14 protein-coding genes are annotated in these 15716 nt (G+C 67.7%); 5 read left to right on the forward strand and 9 right to left on the reverse strand.

The window, feature by feature from the left end; all coding sequences use genetic code 11:
- The first annotated feature begins 36 nt into the window (after positions 1-36).
- Together JZY91_RS00145 and recR are read left to right on the forward strand one after the other, a co-directional pair.
- Positions 37-423, forward strand: a complete 387-nt coding sequence (locus JZY91_RS00145; RefSeq protein ID WP_234947983.1) for a YbaB/EbfC family nucleoid-associated protein — start codon at positions 37-39, stop codon at positions 421-423.
- Position 424: 1 nt separating this feature from the next.
- Positions 425-1051 carry a recombination mediator RecR gene (gene recR, locus JZY91_RS00150; RefSeq protein WP_234947984.1) on the forward strand — a complete coding sequence of 209 codons (627 nt, stop codon included), beginning with the start codon at positions 425-427 and terminating at the stop codon, positions 1049-1051.
- Here the strand turns inward: recR and JZY91_RS00155 are convergent.
- The 7 genes from JZY91_RS00155 to JZY91_RS00185 form a co-directional block, all read right to left on the reverse strand.
- Complete coding sequence (locus JZY91_RS00155; RefSeq protein WP_234949003.1) at positions 1041-1847, reverse strand: type 1 glutamine amidotransferase; 807 nt, start codon at positions 1845-1847, stop codon at positions 1041-1043. The two genes, recR and JZY91_RS00155, sit on opposite strands and share 11 nt — an antisense overlap.
- Positions 1834-3090: a MurT ligase domain-containing protein gene (locus JZY91_RS00160; RefSeq protein WP_234947985.1), complete on the reverse strand. Its 1257-nt coding sequence runs from the start codon at positions 3088-3090 to the stop codon at positions 1834-1836. Before JZY91_RS00160 ends, JZY91_RS00155 begins: the two co-directional genes overlap by 14 nt.
- Before the next feature lie 21 nt (positions 3091-3111).
- The gene (locus JZY91_RS00165; protein WP_234947986.1) at positions 3112-4089 is read right to left on the reverse strand and encodes a DNA polymerase III subunit epsilon; all 978 of its coding nucleotides are present in this window, start codon (positions 4087-4089) and stop codon (positions 3112-3114) included.
- A gap of 10 nt (positions 4090-4099) precedes the next feature.
- The gene (locus JZY91_RS00170; protein WP_234947987.1) at positions 4100-5044 is read right to left on the reverse strand and encodes a hypothetical protein; all 945 of its coding nucleotides are present in this window, start codon (positions 5042-5044) and stop codon (positions 4100-4102) included.
- Between the two features lie 216 nt (positions 5045-5260).
- On the reverse strand, positions 5261-7096 hold the full coding sequence (gene leuA / locus JZY91_RS00175; protein ID WP_234948004.1) for a 2-isopropylmalate synthase: 1836 nt from the start codon (positions 7094-7096) through the stop codon (positions 5261-5263).
- A 218-nt stretch (positions 7097-7314) separates the two neighbouring features.
- Complete coding sequence (locus JZY91_RS00180; RefSeq protein WP_234947989.1) at positions 7315-8511, reverse strand: HNH endonuclease signature motif containing protein; 1197 nt, start codon at positions 8509-8511, stop codon at positions 7315-7317.
- Between the two features lie 101 nt (positions 8512-8612).
- Positions 8613-9452, reverse strand: coding sequence for a DMT family transporter (locus JZY91_RS00185; protein WP_234947990.1), 840 nt, complete (start codon positions 9450-9452; stop codon positions 8613-8615).
- 101 nt (positions 9453-9553) lie between these two features.
- Here JZY91_RS00185 and JZY91_RS00190 point away from each other — a divergent pair, with 101 nt between their 5' ends.
- The gene (locus JZY91_RS00190) at positions 9554-10819 is read left to right on the forward strand and encodes an aspartate kinase (RefSeq protein WP_234947991.1); all 1266 of its coding nucleotides are present in this window, start codon (positions 9554-9556) and stop codon (positions 10817-10819) included.
- A gap of 11 nt (positions 10820-10830) precedes the next feature.
- Entirely contained in the window at positions 10831-11862 is a 1032-nt protein-coding gene (locus JZY91_RS00195; RefSeq protein ID WP_234948005.1) for an aspartate-semialdehyde dehydrogenase, read from the forward strand.
- Between the two features lie 62 nt (positions 11863-11924).
- Here JZY91_RS00195 and JZY91_RS00200 read toward each other — a convergent pair whose 3' ends face one another.
- Positions 11925-13331: a hypothetical protein gene (locus JZY91_RS00200; protein ID WP_234948006.1), complete on the reverse strand. Its 1407-nt coding sequence runs from the start codon at positions 13329-13331 to the stop codon at positions 11925-11927.
- 84 nt (positions 13332-13415) lie between these two features.
- Entirely contained in the window at positions 13416-13952 is a 537-nt protein-coding gene (locus JZY91_RS00205) for an RNA polymerase sigma factor (protein ID WP_234948007.1), read from the reverse strand.
- An 81-nt stretch (positions 13953-14033) separates the two neighbouring features.
- On the opposite strand from JZY91_RS00205, the gene JZY91_RS00210 reads away from it, so the two are divergent.
- Entirely contained in the window at positions 14034-15662 is a 1629-nt protein-coding gene (locus JZY91_RS00210) for a catalase (RefSeq protein ID WP_234948008.1), read from the forward strand.
- Positions 15663-15716: the final 54 nt, after the last annotated feature.

The raw sequence follows: 15716 nt of genomic DNA on the forward strand, positions 1-15716 counted from the left end.
CGGGGGCACTTCACGCTTTACGACGAAAGGTTGAAAATGACCCAGCCCAACATGCCAGCCGACATGCAGGAACTGATCCGCCAGGCCGCAGAGGTGCAGGCCGCGCTGCAGCGCGCGCAGGAAGAGCTGCTGAACACCACCGTGGTGGGCACCGCAGGCGGCGAGCTCGTTTCCATCACCATGACCGGTGGCGCCGAGATCACCGACCTGCAGATCAAGCCGGAGGCCGTGGACCCGGAGGACGTGGAGACGCTGCAGGACCTGATCCTGGCTGCGTACCGCGACGCGCACAACAAGGCCGGCCAGCTCGCGCAGGACAAGATCGGCCCGCTGACCGGCGGCGCGCTGCCGCAGGACGGCCAGTCCCCGTTCGGCGGCCAGCCGGCCGGCCCGGGCGAGGTGCCGTTCGGCGGCATTATTTAAGTTGTTCGAAGGACCGCTGCAGGACCTCATCGACGAGTTCTCGCGCCTGCCCGGCGTGGGCCCGAAGTCGGCGCAGCGCATCGCGTTTTACCTGCTGCAGACGGAGCCGGAGGATATTGACCGGCTCCGCGCGGCGCTCGCGGCTGTGCGCGACGGGGTGACGTTCTGCCGCATTTGCAACAACGTGTCGCGCGACGAGGTGTGTCGCGTGTGCGCGGATTCCGGCCGCGACAAGACCACGATCTGCGTGGTGGAGGACGCGAAGGACATCCAGGTCATCGAGCGCACCGGCGAGTACCGGGGCCGCTACCACGTCCTCGGCGGGGCGCTGGACCCGCTGGCGAACATCGGGCCGAAGGACTTGGCTATCGCGCCTTTGCTGCAGCGCATCGGCGGGGTGCAGCCGGACCTTGAGGGCCAGGAAATTCCGGAGATCGCAGAGGTTATCCTTGCCACGGACCCGGACACGGAGGGTGAGGCGACGGCGAGTTACATTGCCCGCCTACTCAAGGACTTCCCGGGGCTGACGGTGTCCCGCCTCGCGTCCGGTATGCCGCTGGGCGGGGATTTGGAGTTCGTGGACGAGCTCACCCTCTCCCGCGCACTCACCGGCAGGCTTACGCTTTGAGGCGTTCGAGCCTCAGCTTATCGACGATCGGGACCTCCAACGCCCCCAACTCCTCCAGAGTGATCCCGAGACCCCTCGCAATGAGGAGATCGGCGAGTTGGGGGTTTCGGGCGAGCGCGGGGCCGTGCATGTAGGTGGCGATGACGCTGCCCTGCACCACGCCCTCCACCCGCTCCGCGCCGCTTGAACTGGTGCCGCTGCCTGCAGCGCCGCTACCTGCAGTGCCGTTGCCTTGGCGCGCGGTTTGGGCACCGCCGCCATTGCCGATGCCGCGGGTCACCTTGCCCAGCGGCCGCGCATCCGGGCCGAGGGTGGTCTGGCCCATGTGGTTTTCAAAGCCGGTGAGCGGCTCGGTCAGCTCGGCGGTGATGCCGGCGCGCGTGGGGGTTGCCGCGACTTCGCCGATGGCTCGGGTGTCTAGGGGTTGGGTGGAAACGTCGATAAGCGAAATGCCCTGCGCCTCCGTGCCGTGCGCGTAGAAGGTGCGGCCGAGCACCTGCATGCCGGCGCAGACGGCGAAGATGGGGCGCTCCGCGGCGGCGGCGGCCTGGAGCCCGGGGGAGGCGGCGAGGCGCGCGGCCGCGATGAGCTGGGCTGCGTCTTCGCCGCCGCCGAGGGTGTAGATGTCGCAGTCGGCGGGGATGTCGTCGGTGAGTAGGACGCGGCGGATCTGCGCGTCGATGCCGCGGTGGCGGGCGCGTTGGCGCAGGACGAGCGCGTTGCCGTCGTCGCCGTACGTGCCCAGCACGTCCGGCAGAATCAGGCCGATGGTCAAGGTGCGTTTAGCCACGGTAATCCTCCTGCTTGGAAAGGGCCTTGCGCAGGTTGAGCAGGGCGGTGTAATTGGCCAGGACCTCCACGCGGCCCGGCGGGCAGGCGCGGATGGCGGCGAGCGGATCGTGCACCAGCGTGTGGTCCAGGCCGGAGTAGAAGAGGCGCACGGCGAGGTCAGTGCCGCGCTCGCCCGCGGCGACGACGGTGCCGGCGCGCAGGTTCTCGAAGTCGATGTCCCACAGCCAGGAGACGTCCTCGCCGTCGCCTTGCTGCGCGTTCACGGCGATGACCACGCCCGCGGCCTCCGCGTCCAGCATGGTCAGCGCCTCCTGCCAGCCGGCGGGGTTCTTGGCCAGCAGCAGGTGCACGTCGTGGTCGCCCAAGCCCACGGTGGTGTAGCGCCCGGCCACGTTATCCACGGCCTCCGCGGCGGCGACGGCCTGCTCCAGCGGCACGCCGAACACCTCCACCGCGCAGGCAATCGCCTGCGCCGCGTTGCCGCGGTTCGCCCGCCCCGGCAGCTGGAGCTCAAGCTTCACGACGTCACCCCCAGGCACGTGGAGACCCTCCTCGTCCACGCTGTAGTGGGGGGTGGGGCGGCGGAATGAGGAACCGTCGTCAAGCGATTGCACCGCGTACCAGTCGTCCTCCGTGCGCACGACGTGCCCGCCGGAGCGGGGATTGGTCACGGAATCGCCCAGCCAGCCGGTGCCGGCGGCGACCCACACCACGTTGGGGTGGTCCCAGGCGATAGAGGTGATCAGGACATCGTCGCAGTTCGCGACCACCGTCGCCTCCGGGTGCTCCATCACGGCGGCGCGCAGGGCGCGCTCGATGGCGTTGATCTCGCCGACGCGGTCCAGCTGGTCGCGCGACAGGTTCAGCAGCACGATCGCCTCCGGCGCGAGGCGCTGTGCCACGTGCGGCACGTGCAACTCATCCACCTCGAGCACGACGTGCGACGCCCCCTCACCCGCCATCAGCGCCGAAATGATGCCGGCATCCATGTTGTCGCCGCCGTCGTTAGTAGCCACGGTGTGGGTGGAGCGCAGCGCGCCGGCCAGCATGCGGGTGGTGGTGGACTTGCCGTTCGTGCCCGTGACCAGCGCCGTCGGCCGCCCGCCGCCGAGCTGCTCCATGATGTTCGGGTCGATCGCGCCGGCAACCAGCCCGCCGATCATGCCGCCGGCGCCGCGTCCGGTGGCGCGGGAGGCGGCGGTGGCCAGGCGGGCGGCCGTCAGCGCCACGTGTGAGCGGAATTTCATGGGCCCAAGGCTACTCCCCGCCTAGGCCTCCATCGCCTCCACGGCGCGCGCGAATTCGTCTGCGGAAAGGATGGGAATGTCCTTGCGGTGGCCGTGCATGGCTTTGCCACGCAGCTCGATGCCCTTCGCCGCGGCATCGGACACCACCAGCGACGTCTCCCGCGACAGTTTCTCGCTGTACGTCAGCCCGGCGCGCACGCCGAGGTCGATCAGCTCGTCCGGGCAGCACGCGACATCGTCGGTCACTACAACTTCCATGCCGCGCTCGAGCCGCCCGCCGTACACGCCGGGGTTCTCGGCGGCCGCGGCGGCCTTCTCCGCGTCGACGCGCAGCGCGCTCCGCTGCAGCCCGAAGCGGTCGGCGGCGAGCTCGGCGGGGTCCACGCGCGCCACGTCGCCGCGTTCGCGCAGCTCAAGGTACATCGCGACCGTGGTCAGGGTTCGCTCCCGCGAGAGCTCGCTTTCGCTTATCGACGCTCGCTCCACACTCGCCTCAGCCCCCGGCGCCTCCACCCCGATCAGCTTTGCGACGGCCCCAATCCGCTCATCCGTCGGCACATAGCCCTGCAACCTGGCGCTGGCCAGCACGTCCACGATCGCCTCCGGCTTGGGCACGTGCCCAACACGCTGGCGCCGCCGCCCGCCGCGCCGACCCCGCGACCGGTTCGCCCTGGCAGCCGCGTTCATGGCGCGCCGCGCCTCGGAGACCAAAAAGCCCCATTCGGTGGGGGAATCGTGGAGGATGAGCAAGCGATCGTCGATAAGCTTGTCCAGCGTGCGCAGGAAGCGGGAGAAGCGGGGAGCCTGCGCGAAGTCCCCCGGCTCGAGCCCGTGCGTGTGGCGCGGCCCCGGGTCGCAGCCGGGGTTGAAGACCTGGTGGAACTCCTCGCCGATGCGGCCGGCATCATCGAACGTGACGGCGTCAAGCGTGAGCAGGCGGCCCGTCGACGGATGGATGCCCGCCGACTGCATGTGCAACGCCACGAAGGGGTAGGTCATTGCTCCGATTCTAGCGGCCCAGAAAAGCGGCGACCCACTGGTAGCGCAGCGCCGCCGACCCGCCCGCCACCAGCGCGACGCTCGCCACCGCGCTGAGGACGCCCACCTTGCGCCGGCGGTCCGGGACGGTGTCCGGCGCGGGCACGGGCGCGTGCGGCATCGGCGGCAAGAGCGGGATGGGGTAGTTCGCGGGGTACTTGTGCGCGGGCAGCGGGCCGATGTCCAGCGTGAGGCGCGGCGTGCCGTCCACCACCTGGTGGTGCGCGCGGGCGACGACGGTCTTCCCCTCCCGCTCGAAGTGGCGCAAGGTCTGCGCCATGCGTGCCGACGCCCTCAAGGACCCAACCCGCTCACCATCCACCGCCACAGCGATCGTGCCCTGTTGCTCCGCGCGCAGCGTGCACAGGATCTGGCGGCGGGTGGGGTAGTCGGAGCCGGGCGCGCCGTCGAGGTACGTCATCGTGCGGGCGGTGCCGCGGCGCAGCAGCACCCACTCCTCAGTGGGCGGGTGGTTGGCGGGGATGACCATGCCTGGGTCCGGCAGCAGCAGCTTGAGTGTGACCTTGCCCCCGGACGGCGCGGTCGCGAGCGCGGTGACCTGCGGCGTGTACCCGCACTCCTGGATCCAGTACAACTCCGGGTACTTCCGTGCGCTCTCGGCCCCCACCGAACCCAGCACCGCCCCGTTGTAGTAGACCACCAGCGCGCCGGCGTTGGTGCTTTCTTGCGCGCCGCCCGCAGTGTTGTTGCGGGCCGAGAGGTCCATGCCACCTGCAGTGTCGGCGCCGCCCGCAGCGCCCGCGATCTCGTGCGCGTTGACCAGCAAGACCGCCAGCTTCGCCGAGGACCGCTTGCTCACCAGGAAGCGCACCGCCAAGGTGTCGACATCGTCAACCACGATGGTGCGCACCGGCCCGAGACCGTGATCCGGTACCAAGTAACTAGCGCCAAGCATGGGAACTCACAACGATCGAGGGATAGTGTCGCGGAGCACCCTACAACTGTCGTGGAGTATGCGCCTGCCGAATCGTGAGCGGGGGTGCTTTCGCAGACCCCCGCGCCGGCCCGCGCAAGGCCCGCGCCGGCTTGCGATGCGCAGGCTCGCGTAAGGCCCGCGCCGGCCCTCGATGCGCAGGTCCGCGCACTAGCCGAGCGCGCGGCGGCGGTTGGGCTAGACGCCGCCGGCCTTGCCCTCCGTCAGGCCACGGTTGACGGCGGAGACGATCGCCTTCAGCGACGCGCGGGTGGTCGACCCCGCAATGCCCACGCCCCAGGCGTTGTTGCCGTCCACGTCGGCGTAGATGTAGCAGGCGGCGTCTGCGTCGTCGCCGGCGGTGCGGGCGCGCTGGGAGTAATCCTGGACCTCGAAATCGATGCCCAGGCTCTCCAAAGCATTCGCAAACGCCGCGATCGGGCCGTTACCGGTGCCGTTGATGTGGTGCTGCTCACCGTCGTAAAGCACGGAAGCCCTGATGGCGGAATCGTCGTCGTCGCTGACGGCGCCCGTGACCTCGTAGTCCACGAGCTCGAGCGGGGAGTCCAGGTCCAGGTAGGTGGAAGCGAAGATGTCCCACATGTTCTTGGAGTTGATCTCGCCGCCCTCGGTGTCCGTGATCGCCTGCACCACGGCGGAGAACTCCGGCTGCATGGCCTTCGGCATGTTGATGCCGTGGTCCGTCTTCATGATGTAGGCCACGCCGCCCTTGCCGGACTGCGAGTTCACGCGGATCACGGCCTCGTAGGTGCGGCCGACGTCCTTCGGGTCGATCGGCAGGTACGGCACCTCCCAGACGGTCTCGCGCAGCTCCTCCCAGCGCACGTCCGTGGAGCTCGCGCCCGGGCGGACCTTCTGCGCCAGCGCGTCGAGGCCCTTGTTGATCGCGTCCTGGTGCGAACCGGAGAACGCGGTGAAGACGAGGTCGCCGCCGTACGGGTGGCGTTCCGGCACGCGCAGCTGGTTGCAGTACTCCACGGTCTGGCGGATCTTCTGGATGTCGGAGAAATCAATCTGTGGGTCCACGCCCTGGGTGAGCATGTTCAGGCCCAGCGTGACCAGGTCCACGTTGCCGGTGCGCTCTCCGTTGCCGAAGAGGCAGCCCTCGATGCGGTCCGCGCCCGCCATGTAGCCCAGCTCCGCGGCCGCGACGCCGGTGCCGCGGTCGTTGTGCGGGTGCAGCGAGAGGATGACGGCGTCGCGCTTGGCCAGGTTGCGGTGCATCCACTCGATGGAGTCCGCGTAGACGTTGGGCGTGATCATCTCCACCGTGGACGGCAGGTTGATAATCATCGGGTTCTCCGGCGTCGCACCCATGGTGTCCACCACGGCGTTGCACACCTCGAGCGCGAAATCCAGCTCCGTGCCGGTGAAGGACTCCGGCGAGTACTCCCAGCGCCAGTTGGTGTCCGGGTAATCGTCCGCAATAGTCCGGATCAGCTCGCCCGCGTCGGTGGCCAGCTGCTTAATCGCGTCGCGGTCCTTCCGGAACACCACGTCGCGCTGCAGCTTGGACGTGGAGTTGTAGAAGTGCACGATCACGTTCTTCGCGCCCGCGCACGCCTCGAACGTGCGTCGGATCAGGTGCTCGCGCGCCTGCACCAGCACCTGGATGGTCACGTCGTCCGGGATCATGTCCTGCTCGATGATCTCGCGCACGAAGTTGAAGTCGGTCTGGCTGGCTGACGGGAAGCCGACCTCAATCTCCTTGTAGCCCATCTCCACCAGCAGGTTGAACATGCGGCGCTTGCGCTCGGGGCTCATCGGGTCAATCAACGCCTGGTTGCCGTCGCGCAGGTCCACGGCGCACCACTGCGGCGCGACGGTGATTTTCTTGTCCGGCCAGGTGCGGTCCGGCAGCGTGATGTCTTCGACCTCGACGGCGAACGGCTGGTAGCGATCCACCGGCATCTGCGAGCCGCGCTGCTTATTCCAGCTCGGCTGGCCTTCGTTTCGGGGGCCGTTGGGGGTCACAATTTCGCGGGGTGCAAAAAAGTCGTGCGGAGTGGTCATTGCTGGTCCTTCTTGTTGGCGCTCTATCGAGAGCTGATCTTAAGCCACGGCCGGCAAGCCAAACTCCGCGACGGGGCGCCGGCCGTGTGATCAGGGCCTAATTCCCGCCGCGGCATAGAAGGAGGAGCTGCCGCTTCGACATGTGAGGAAGCTTACATCGGTTTCCGTATTCTTGGGGCATTTTTTGCTTTACGACGCTCATTTCAAGCGCCACCCGCCTATTCCCGCCGCTCAGGCTGATCCGGCGGGTCGGGTGGATCAGGCGGGTCGGGGAAGAGCGTCTCCATCACGCCGTACCGGTGGTAGGTGTTCACTGCTTGGCGTCCGTAGGGGGAGATCCAGATGGAGTGACCGTCGATAAGCTCGATGCGCCCCCACTTGCTGCGCGCAGTGTCGTCGTCGTTGACGGCGTTGTGGAAGGGGCAGAGGATGACCAGGTTGTCGATGTTGGTCTCCCCGCCGTCGCGCCACGCGCGGACGTGGTGGACCTGCGAGAAGTCCGCCGCGCGCTTGCAGCCGGGCCACGCGCACACGAGGTTGCGCAGGGAGGCGAGGAGGCGCTGCTCGTCGCCGGCGAAGCGGCGCAGGCGGTAGGACTTCACCGGCCCGGCGGTGGGATGCACTAGCGCGAGCTCCACGTCCTTGCCGTTGTCCAGGCCGAGACCGGCGGCGAGGTATTCGGTGCCGGTGATGGTGGTGCCGTCCGAAAGCCCGAGCAGGACGTCGTCCGCGGTGTGGCCCTCGATGGCGATGATGTCCGGAAGCGGCACCGCGATGATGGGGCGCGGTGCGGCGGGCGCGATGCCCGCGGTTGCGGTGCTGCCCGTGCCGGTTGCGGCGGTGCCCGCGCCGGTTGCGGCGGTGCGGCCGCGGAGGAGGGACATGAAGGCGTGGTAGAGCTGGGGGCCTTCGGGCTGGGACGGGTCGATGTGGGCGCGGAGGTTGGCCTCGATGTCGGCGAGGTCGCGCTCCGGGCCGTTCACGTACATGCCGCGGAAGCGGGACCGGGATCGGCCGAATCGCAGGCCGGGCTGGGGTGCGCGCTCCTCCACGGGCACGAATTCCTTCACCAGCTGCGCAAACGCCTCGTAGGTGCGCGGCGCCGCCTCCACCAAACGCTCCAGCAGTTCCATGCGCGCCCGCATGGTGCGCTGTGCCTTAGCCAGCTGTCCCAGGCGCTTCTCCACCGCCAGAAGCTGGTCCACAGAAAACCCGCCCTGGCGCGCGAGCTGCCCGCACCGCGCCTGCTGCTTGGGTGCCGCGCTCGACCCGAAGTACGCCTCGTGCAGCCGACCCCACTCGTTGATGCGCGCGGGGTTGAAGCAGGCGGCCGAAAACGCCGCGCGGTCAAAGGACGCCAGGAAGTCGAGGGCATCGGTTGACATCGCGTGGGCGACGGTCGCTGTAGTGGTCATGGTTTTGGAGGGTAGGGCTGGGAAGAAACGTCGTAAAGCATGAGCCCCGGAAGCCTGTGGATAGCTGATCAGAATTCCACAGCTTATTGAAAAAGTGCAGCTCAGCGCACCGCAGCGCGCGTCAGTTGCAGTGCGGCGACCAGCATGACGGCCACGGGCACGAGCATGAGGGCGGGGCGGACGGCGAACTCCTCGCCAAGCAGGGCGTACCCCAGCGCGAGCGCCACAACCGGCTCCCCGACCTTGCTCGCGGGCAGCGACGTGGCTAGATCGCCCGCGCCGAACGCGTACTGCTGCACCACCACGCCCGCCAAGGCGCTCACCACCACCGCCCAGAACTGCCAGCACGTGAGCAGGGCGACGACGCCGCCGCGGGCCAGCGCGTCCATCGCCACCTTGGCAAACACCGCCAGCAGCCCATAGATCGCGCCGCACGCGAGGCCGTAGGTGAGGGCTTTGGTTTGCGGGGAGCGTCGTGAAGCAAAGGCGAAAGCTCCCGCTGTGCCCAGTGCCGCCGCGGCGCACACCGCGACCCACTCCCACGCCGCGACCGCGCGCGTGCCGGGCACAGGCTTGCCGACGATCACCACACACCCAACCGCAACCGTCAGCACCACGGCCCAGAACGCCTCCGCGCGAGACATGGGCGTGCGCGCCACGTGGGCGGACAGCAGCAGCGTGAGCATGAGGGACAGCACCAGGATCGGCTGCACCACCAAAAGCGAACCGAACGCCAGCGCCGCGGCCTGAAAGGCGTAGGCCAGCAGCGCCACCCCCACGGAAAGCCACCACGCAGGCTTGCGCAGGGAGGTCAGGGGAGCGTCGTTCGCCTCGGTGCGGGCCTGGCCGGCGCGCAGGATTCGGTGGCGCCACACGGTGCCCACGGCAATGAGCAGCGCCGAGATCAGCGCGAGGATTGCCGCCAAGCCGTTGCTGTGCACGGCGCATGATATTAGCCCTCCGCTGCATGCCGGGCAGGGCGGGGCGCTATTCTTTATGGCGTTATTTATACGGACGAGACCCCAGGAAGGGTGCATCGACCATGGCCTTGATCGTGCAGAAATACGGGGGCTCCTCCCTCGAATCCGCCGAGCGCATCCGCGCGGTAGCAGAGCGGATCGCGGCCACGAAGCGCGCCGGGAACGATGTTGTGGTGGTCTGCTCCGCAATGGGCGACACGACGGACGAGCTGCTGGACCTCGCCGCCCAGGTCAACCCCACCCCGCCGGCGCGCGAGATGGACATGCTGCTGACCGCGGGCGAGCGCATCTCCAACTCGCTGGTGGCCATGGCCGTGGCAGCGCAGGGCGTCGACGTGCAGTCCTTCACCGGCTCCCAGGCCGGCGTGATCACCACCGAGCGCCACGGCAACGCCCGCATCATCGAGGTCACGCCGGGCCGCGTGCAGGACGCGATCGACCAGGGCAAGGTGGCCATTGTCGCCGGGTTCCAGGGCGTGAACCGCGACACGAAGGACGTGACCACGCTGGGCCGCGGCGGCTCGGACACTACGGCGGTGGCGCTCGCGGCGGCGCTGAAGGCGGACGTGTGCGAGATCTACTCGGACGTGGACGGCGTGTACACCGCGGACCCGCGCATTGTGCCGGACGCGCGCAAGCTGGCCCAGCTCTGCTTCGAAGAGATGCTGGAACTCGCCGCCAGCGGCTCGAAGATTTTGGTGCTGCGCAGCGTGGAGTACGCGCGGGCGTGGAACGTGCCTATGAGGGTGCGGTCGTCGTATAGCAATGATCCCGGCACGCTCATCGCCGGAGCAATGGAGGATATCCCCGTGGAAGAAGCAGTGTTGACCGGAGTTGCCACCGACGATTCGGAGGCCAAGATCACCATCCTCGGCATCGAGGACAAGCCGGGGGAGGCCGCGAAGGTGTTCCGCGCGCTGGCGGATGCGGAGATCAACATCGACATGGTCCTGCAGAACATCTCCTCCGCCGAGGACCGGAAGACGGACATCACCTTCACCCTTCCGAAGGCGGACGGCGCGCGCGGCATGGCTCTGCTGGAGCAGATGCGTGCCGACGAAGGCTGGGAGGCCATCACCTACAACGACGAGATCGGCAAGGTTTCCCTGGTGGGCGCCGGCATGAAGTCCCACCCGGGCGTGACGGCGGACTTCACCGAGGCGCTGCGTGACGCGGGCGTGAACATCGACATGATGAACACCTCCGAGATCCGCATTACCGCCGTGATCCGCCAGGGCGACCTGGCTGAGGCCGCGCGCGCGATCCACACCAAGTTCGACCTGGGCGGCGACGAGCCCGCCATCGTCTACGCCGGCACCGGCCGCTAAGGAGATTTCACATGACCACTGTTGCTGTTGTAGGCGCAACCGGCCAGGTCGGCCGCGTGATGCGCGACATTTTGGAGGAGCGCAACTTCCCCGCGGACCGCGTCCGCTTCTTCGCCTCCCCGCGTTCTGCGGGCACGAAGCTCGCCTTCCGCGGCGAGGAGATCACCGTCGAGGACCTGACCCAGGTCACCGAGGAATCCGTCGCGGATGTGGACATTGCGCTGTTCTCCGCCGGCGGCGGCACCTCGCGCGAGTGGGCGCCGGTGTTCGCGGCCGCGGGCGCGAACGTGGTGGACAACTCCTCCGCGTGGCGCAAGGACGATGAGGTCCCGCTGATCGTCTCTGAGGTCAACCCCGCTGCCGCGCAGGACCTGCCGAAGGGCATCATCGCGAACCCGAACTGCACCACGATGGCGATCATGCCGGTGGCGAAGGCGCTGCACGACGCGGCTGGCCTGAACACCATGCGCGTGGCGTCCTACCAGGCCGTGTCCGGCTCCGGCCTGGCCGGCGTGCGTGCACTCGCGGACCAGGTTGCGGGCCTTGGCGAAGGCACGGCGGACCTCGCGCGCGACGGCTCCCTCCTCGCGCCGGAGGACCTGGGGCCGTACGTGGCGCCGATTGCGTTCAACGCGCTGCCGCTTGCAGGATCGCTTGTCGACGACGGCTCCAACGAGACCGACGAAGAACAAAAACTGCGCAACGAATCCCGCAAGATTCTGGGTATTCCGGGCCTGAAGGTCTCCGGCACCTGCGTTCGCGTGCCCGTGTTCACCGGCCACACCATGGTGGTGCACGCGGAGTTCGACCGCGAGATCACCCCGGAGCAGGCCGCCGAGATCCTGGCGGGCGCGCCGGGTGTGAAGGTTGTGGACGTGCCCACCCCGCTCGCCGCCACCGGCATCGACGAGTCTCTGGTCGGCCGCATCCGCCAGGACCAGGCGGTAGACGGCAACCGCGGCCTGGTGTTCGTGGTGTCCGGCGACAACTTGCGCAAGGGCGCCGCGCTGAACACCATCCAGATCGCGGAACTTTTGGTCTAAGGCCTCGCGGGGGCGCCAAGATTCGGGCGTCGTAAAGCAAAAAGCCCCTGACGGGGCTTTTTCTATCGCTCGTCCGCGGCTTCCTCGGCCTCGTCGGCTGCGATGAGCTCGTCGATGGTGGTGTCGTTCCACGGCTCGTCCGGTTCGTACTCGTCCTGGGTGACGGGCTCGGTATAGCTGACGTAAACCACGTCGCGGCCGACGTCCTCGGGGTCGAACTCCACCTCCTCGTCCGCCATGAGCTCCTGCGTGACGGATTCCTCCAGGGCCTCGGACAGCGTCTCATCGTCCACGACGGACATGGAGGTGACGTGCTCCAGCTCGCGCTCGTCGTTCTTGGTGAAGCGCTCGCGCGGGTCCATCTTCATGCGGGTGAGCTCCATCGCGCGCTTGCGGCGCTGCTCCTCCTTGCGCAGCTTGGGCAGGCCGCCCAGCCAGCCGAAGGTGACCACCACAATCAGGATCAAGCCCATGTAGCCCAGGATCGGATACACCACGGACACCAGCGTCTGGAAGCCCACGAAAGACAGCGCGAAGCCGACCAGGCAGGCGATGATGTAGATGCGCTTGAAGCTGCCTTCGCGGCCGCGGGACAGGCGCTTGCCCAGCGCGTAGAACATGCCCAGCGAGGTGGCGAAGATCATGCCGAAGATGATCAGCGCCATGATGGTGCCCAGCGTCGGGTTCAAGTGCGTGATCAGGGTGAGCAGGGGCATGTCCTGGCCCTGCACAACGTCGATCTTGACCAGCAGGGACACGGCCAGCAGCATGAGCATGACCAGGTAGCCGATGCCGCCGAACAAGCCGCCGAGGCCCGCCGCGCGCGTGTTCAGCTCATTACCGCCGATCACCAGCGCCATGGACGCCACGCAGATGACGTTCAGGCCGGTGTAGTTCAGCGCGGAGATCCACCAGTTAGGCAGCGTGGTGTCCACGTGGGTGGCGGCGTAGTCATTGAGCGCGTTCCAATCCGGGTGCGCGTTAATCAGCGTCCAGCCGCAGCCGATGATGATGAACAGCAGCAGGAACGGGGTCAGCGCGCCGATCGCGCCCGTGACTTTGTCAACGTCCAGCATGCCGAAGCCCAGCGTGGCCGCCAGCATGGCCACTGCACCCACCCACACCGGGAGGCCGAACTGCTGGTTCAAGTTCGCGCCGGCGCCGGCAAACATGACGAAACCGATGGAGAACAGCGTGGTAATCGTGGCGATGTCCAGGATCCACGCCGTGATCTTCGTGCGCGAGATCGGCTCCAGCACCTCCATGTGCTCCTGCGCGCGGAAGTAGGATCCGAGCTGCAGCAGCGTCACGCCGGCGATGAGCATCAGTGCCGAGGAGAGCACCGCGCCCCAGATGCCCTGGGTACCGAAAGCCGAGAAGTAGAGCATCGCTTCCTGGCCGGATGCGAAGCCGGCGCCCACAAGGGTGCCGATGAATGCGAATGAAATTAGTGTTGCGGTTCTGAGCATGAGCGCTCGATTCTCCTTGCGCGCACATGCCGGCGCGCTATAAGGGGCAAAAGTGGTCGGATCAAGTGTAGCGAAGCCTCCCGGCTACTCGCCCGCCACCAAATCCCGCCGCGCCCGCGCGACGCGGGAGCGGATGGTGCCCACGCGCACGCCGGCGATCTTCGCCGCCTCCTCGTACGTGTACCCCAGCACCTGTGTGAGCACGAGTGCTTCCCGACGCTCGGGCGCCAGCGCCTCCAGCATCGCACGCGCGTCCATCACCTCGAGCCACACGTTCGGGTTGTCTGGGCTGGGCTGTGCGGAGGCCACATCGTCGTACTCCGCCTGGGATTTCCGCGGCCGCGCCATGTCGTGGCGCACGGAATCCACCCACGTCCGCCGCGCCAGGGACAAGAGCCAGGTGCGTGCCGACGATCGCCCAGCGAACCTCGGCAGCGACTTCAACACGCGGAGGTAGGTCTCCTGCGTCAGGTCGTCGGCGTATTCGCGGCCGGCGAGGTGGGCGAGCAGGCGCCACACGTCGTCCTGCGTGTGCGCGATGAACTCGGTGAGCGCGGCCTTGTCGCCCCGGCCGGCCCGCAGGGCCAGGTCGGTGACGTAGGCGTCGTCGGTCCTGCTCACGTTGCGAAAGACTACCAAACGAAAACGCGCCTAAGATTGAATGCGACCGTACTTATTTATTGACCAATGGAGGACAGCACTATGGCTGACCAGCAGAAGCCCGGCCAGGAGCAGTCGCAGGCAGAGCCGATCGTCGCACGCGGCGAGCGCCCGGCCGGCGACGGCCGCACCACCACCCTCGGCGGCGTGCCCGTCGCCAGCGAGAACATCTCCGTGACGCAGGGCCGCCAGGGCGCGAACGCGATGACGGACATTCACCTGATTGAGAAGCTCGCGCACTTCAACCGCGAGAACGTGCCGGAGCGCATCCCGCACGCGAAGGGCCACGGCGCGTTCGGTGAGCTGCACATCACCGAGGACGTGTCCAAGTACACCAAGGCCAAGCTGTTCCAGAAGGGCACCGTCACCCCGATGGCCGCCCGCTTCTCCGCAGTTGCCGGCGAGTCCGGCGCGCCCGACACCTGGCGCGACGTGCACGGCTTCGCCCTGCGTTTCTACACCGAGGACGGCAATTACGACATCGTGGGCAACAACACCCCGGTGTTCTTCCTGCGCGACGCGATGAAGTTCCCGGACTTCATCCACTCCCAGAAGCGCGACCCGGCATCCGGCCTGCGTTCGGATGAGATGCAGTGGGATTTCTGGTCCCGCACCCCGGAGACCCTGCACCAGGTGACCTACCTGCTGGGCGACCGCGGCACCCCGAAGACCAGCCGCCACCAGGACGGCTTCGGCTCCCACACCTTCCAGTGGATCAACGAGGAAGGTGACGCGGTGTGGGTCAAGTACCACTTCAAGACTCGCCAGGGCTGGGAGTGCTTCACCGACGCCGAGGCCACCGAGAAGGCCGGCACCGACCCGGACTTCCACCGCGAGGATCTGTTCAAGTCCATCGAGCGCGGCGATTACCCGATCTGGGACGTCAAGGTGCAGATCATGCCGTTCGAGGACGCCGCCACCTACAAGTACAACCCGTTCGACTTGACCAAGGTGTGGAGCCAGAAGGACTACCCGCTGCAGGACGTGGGCTACTTCGTGCTCAACCGCAACCCGAAGAACTTCCACGCGCAGATCGAGCAGATCGCGATGGATCCGTCCAACCTGGTGCCGGGCGTGGGCCTGTCCCCGGACCGCATGCTGCAGGCGCGCATCTTCGCCTACGCGGACCAGCACCGCTACCGCATCGGCACGAACTACAACGACTTGCCGGTGAACCAGCCGCTGACGGACGTGAACACCTACGCCGAGCGCGGCTCCATGGCCTACTTCTTCAACAACGAGGGCGAGCCGAACTACTCCCCGAACCGCACCGACAAGGGCATGGGCTACCTGGACAACGGCGAGGATTCCTCCTCCATGCAGGATTACGGCCAGGCCTCGAACCTGTACGTGAACCCGGACCCGCACGGCACCGATCTGGTGCGCGCGGCGTACGTGAAGCACGAGCTTGACGACGATTCCTCCCAGGCCCGCAACCTCTACGAGAACGTGTTCGACGATGCGGCCAAGAAGCGCTTCGTGGACAACATCACCAACAAGATGCTGGCCATCGAGAACAAGGACGTGGAGGAGCGCACCTTCAAGTACTGGGGCATGATCGGCGACGAGCTGGAGCAGCAGCTGCGCTCCGAGCTGGGCCGCAAACGGGCCGCGGCGGAGCGCGGCGACAGGGACAAGGCGGACAAGCAGGCTTCCACCGCCAACCCCTAAGCCCTTATTGCTCGCCTGAGGGCGATTAGAGAAGAAACCCAGCCAGCTTCGTGT

It is taken from the genome of Corynebacterium sp. CNCTC7651 (genome assembly GCF_021496665.1).
GTDB lineage: Bacteria > Actinomycetota > Actinomycetes > Mycobacteriales > Mycobacteriaceae > Corynebacterium.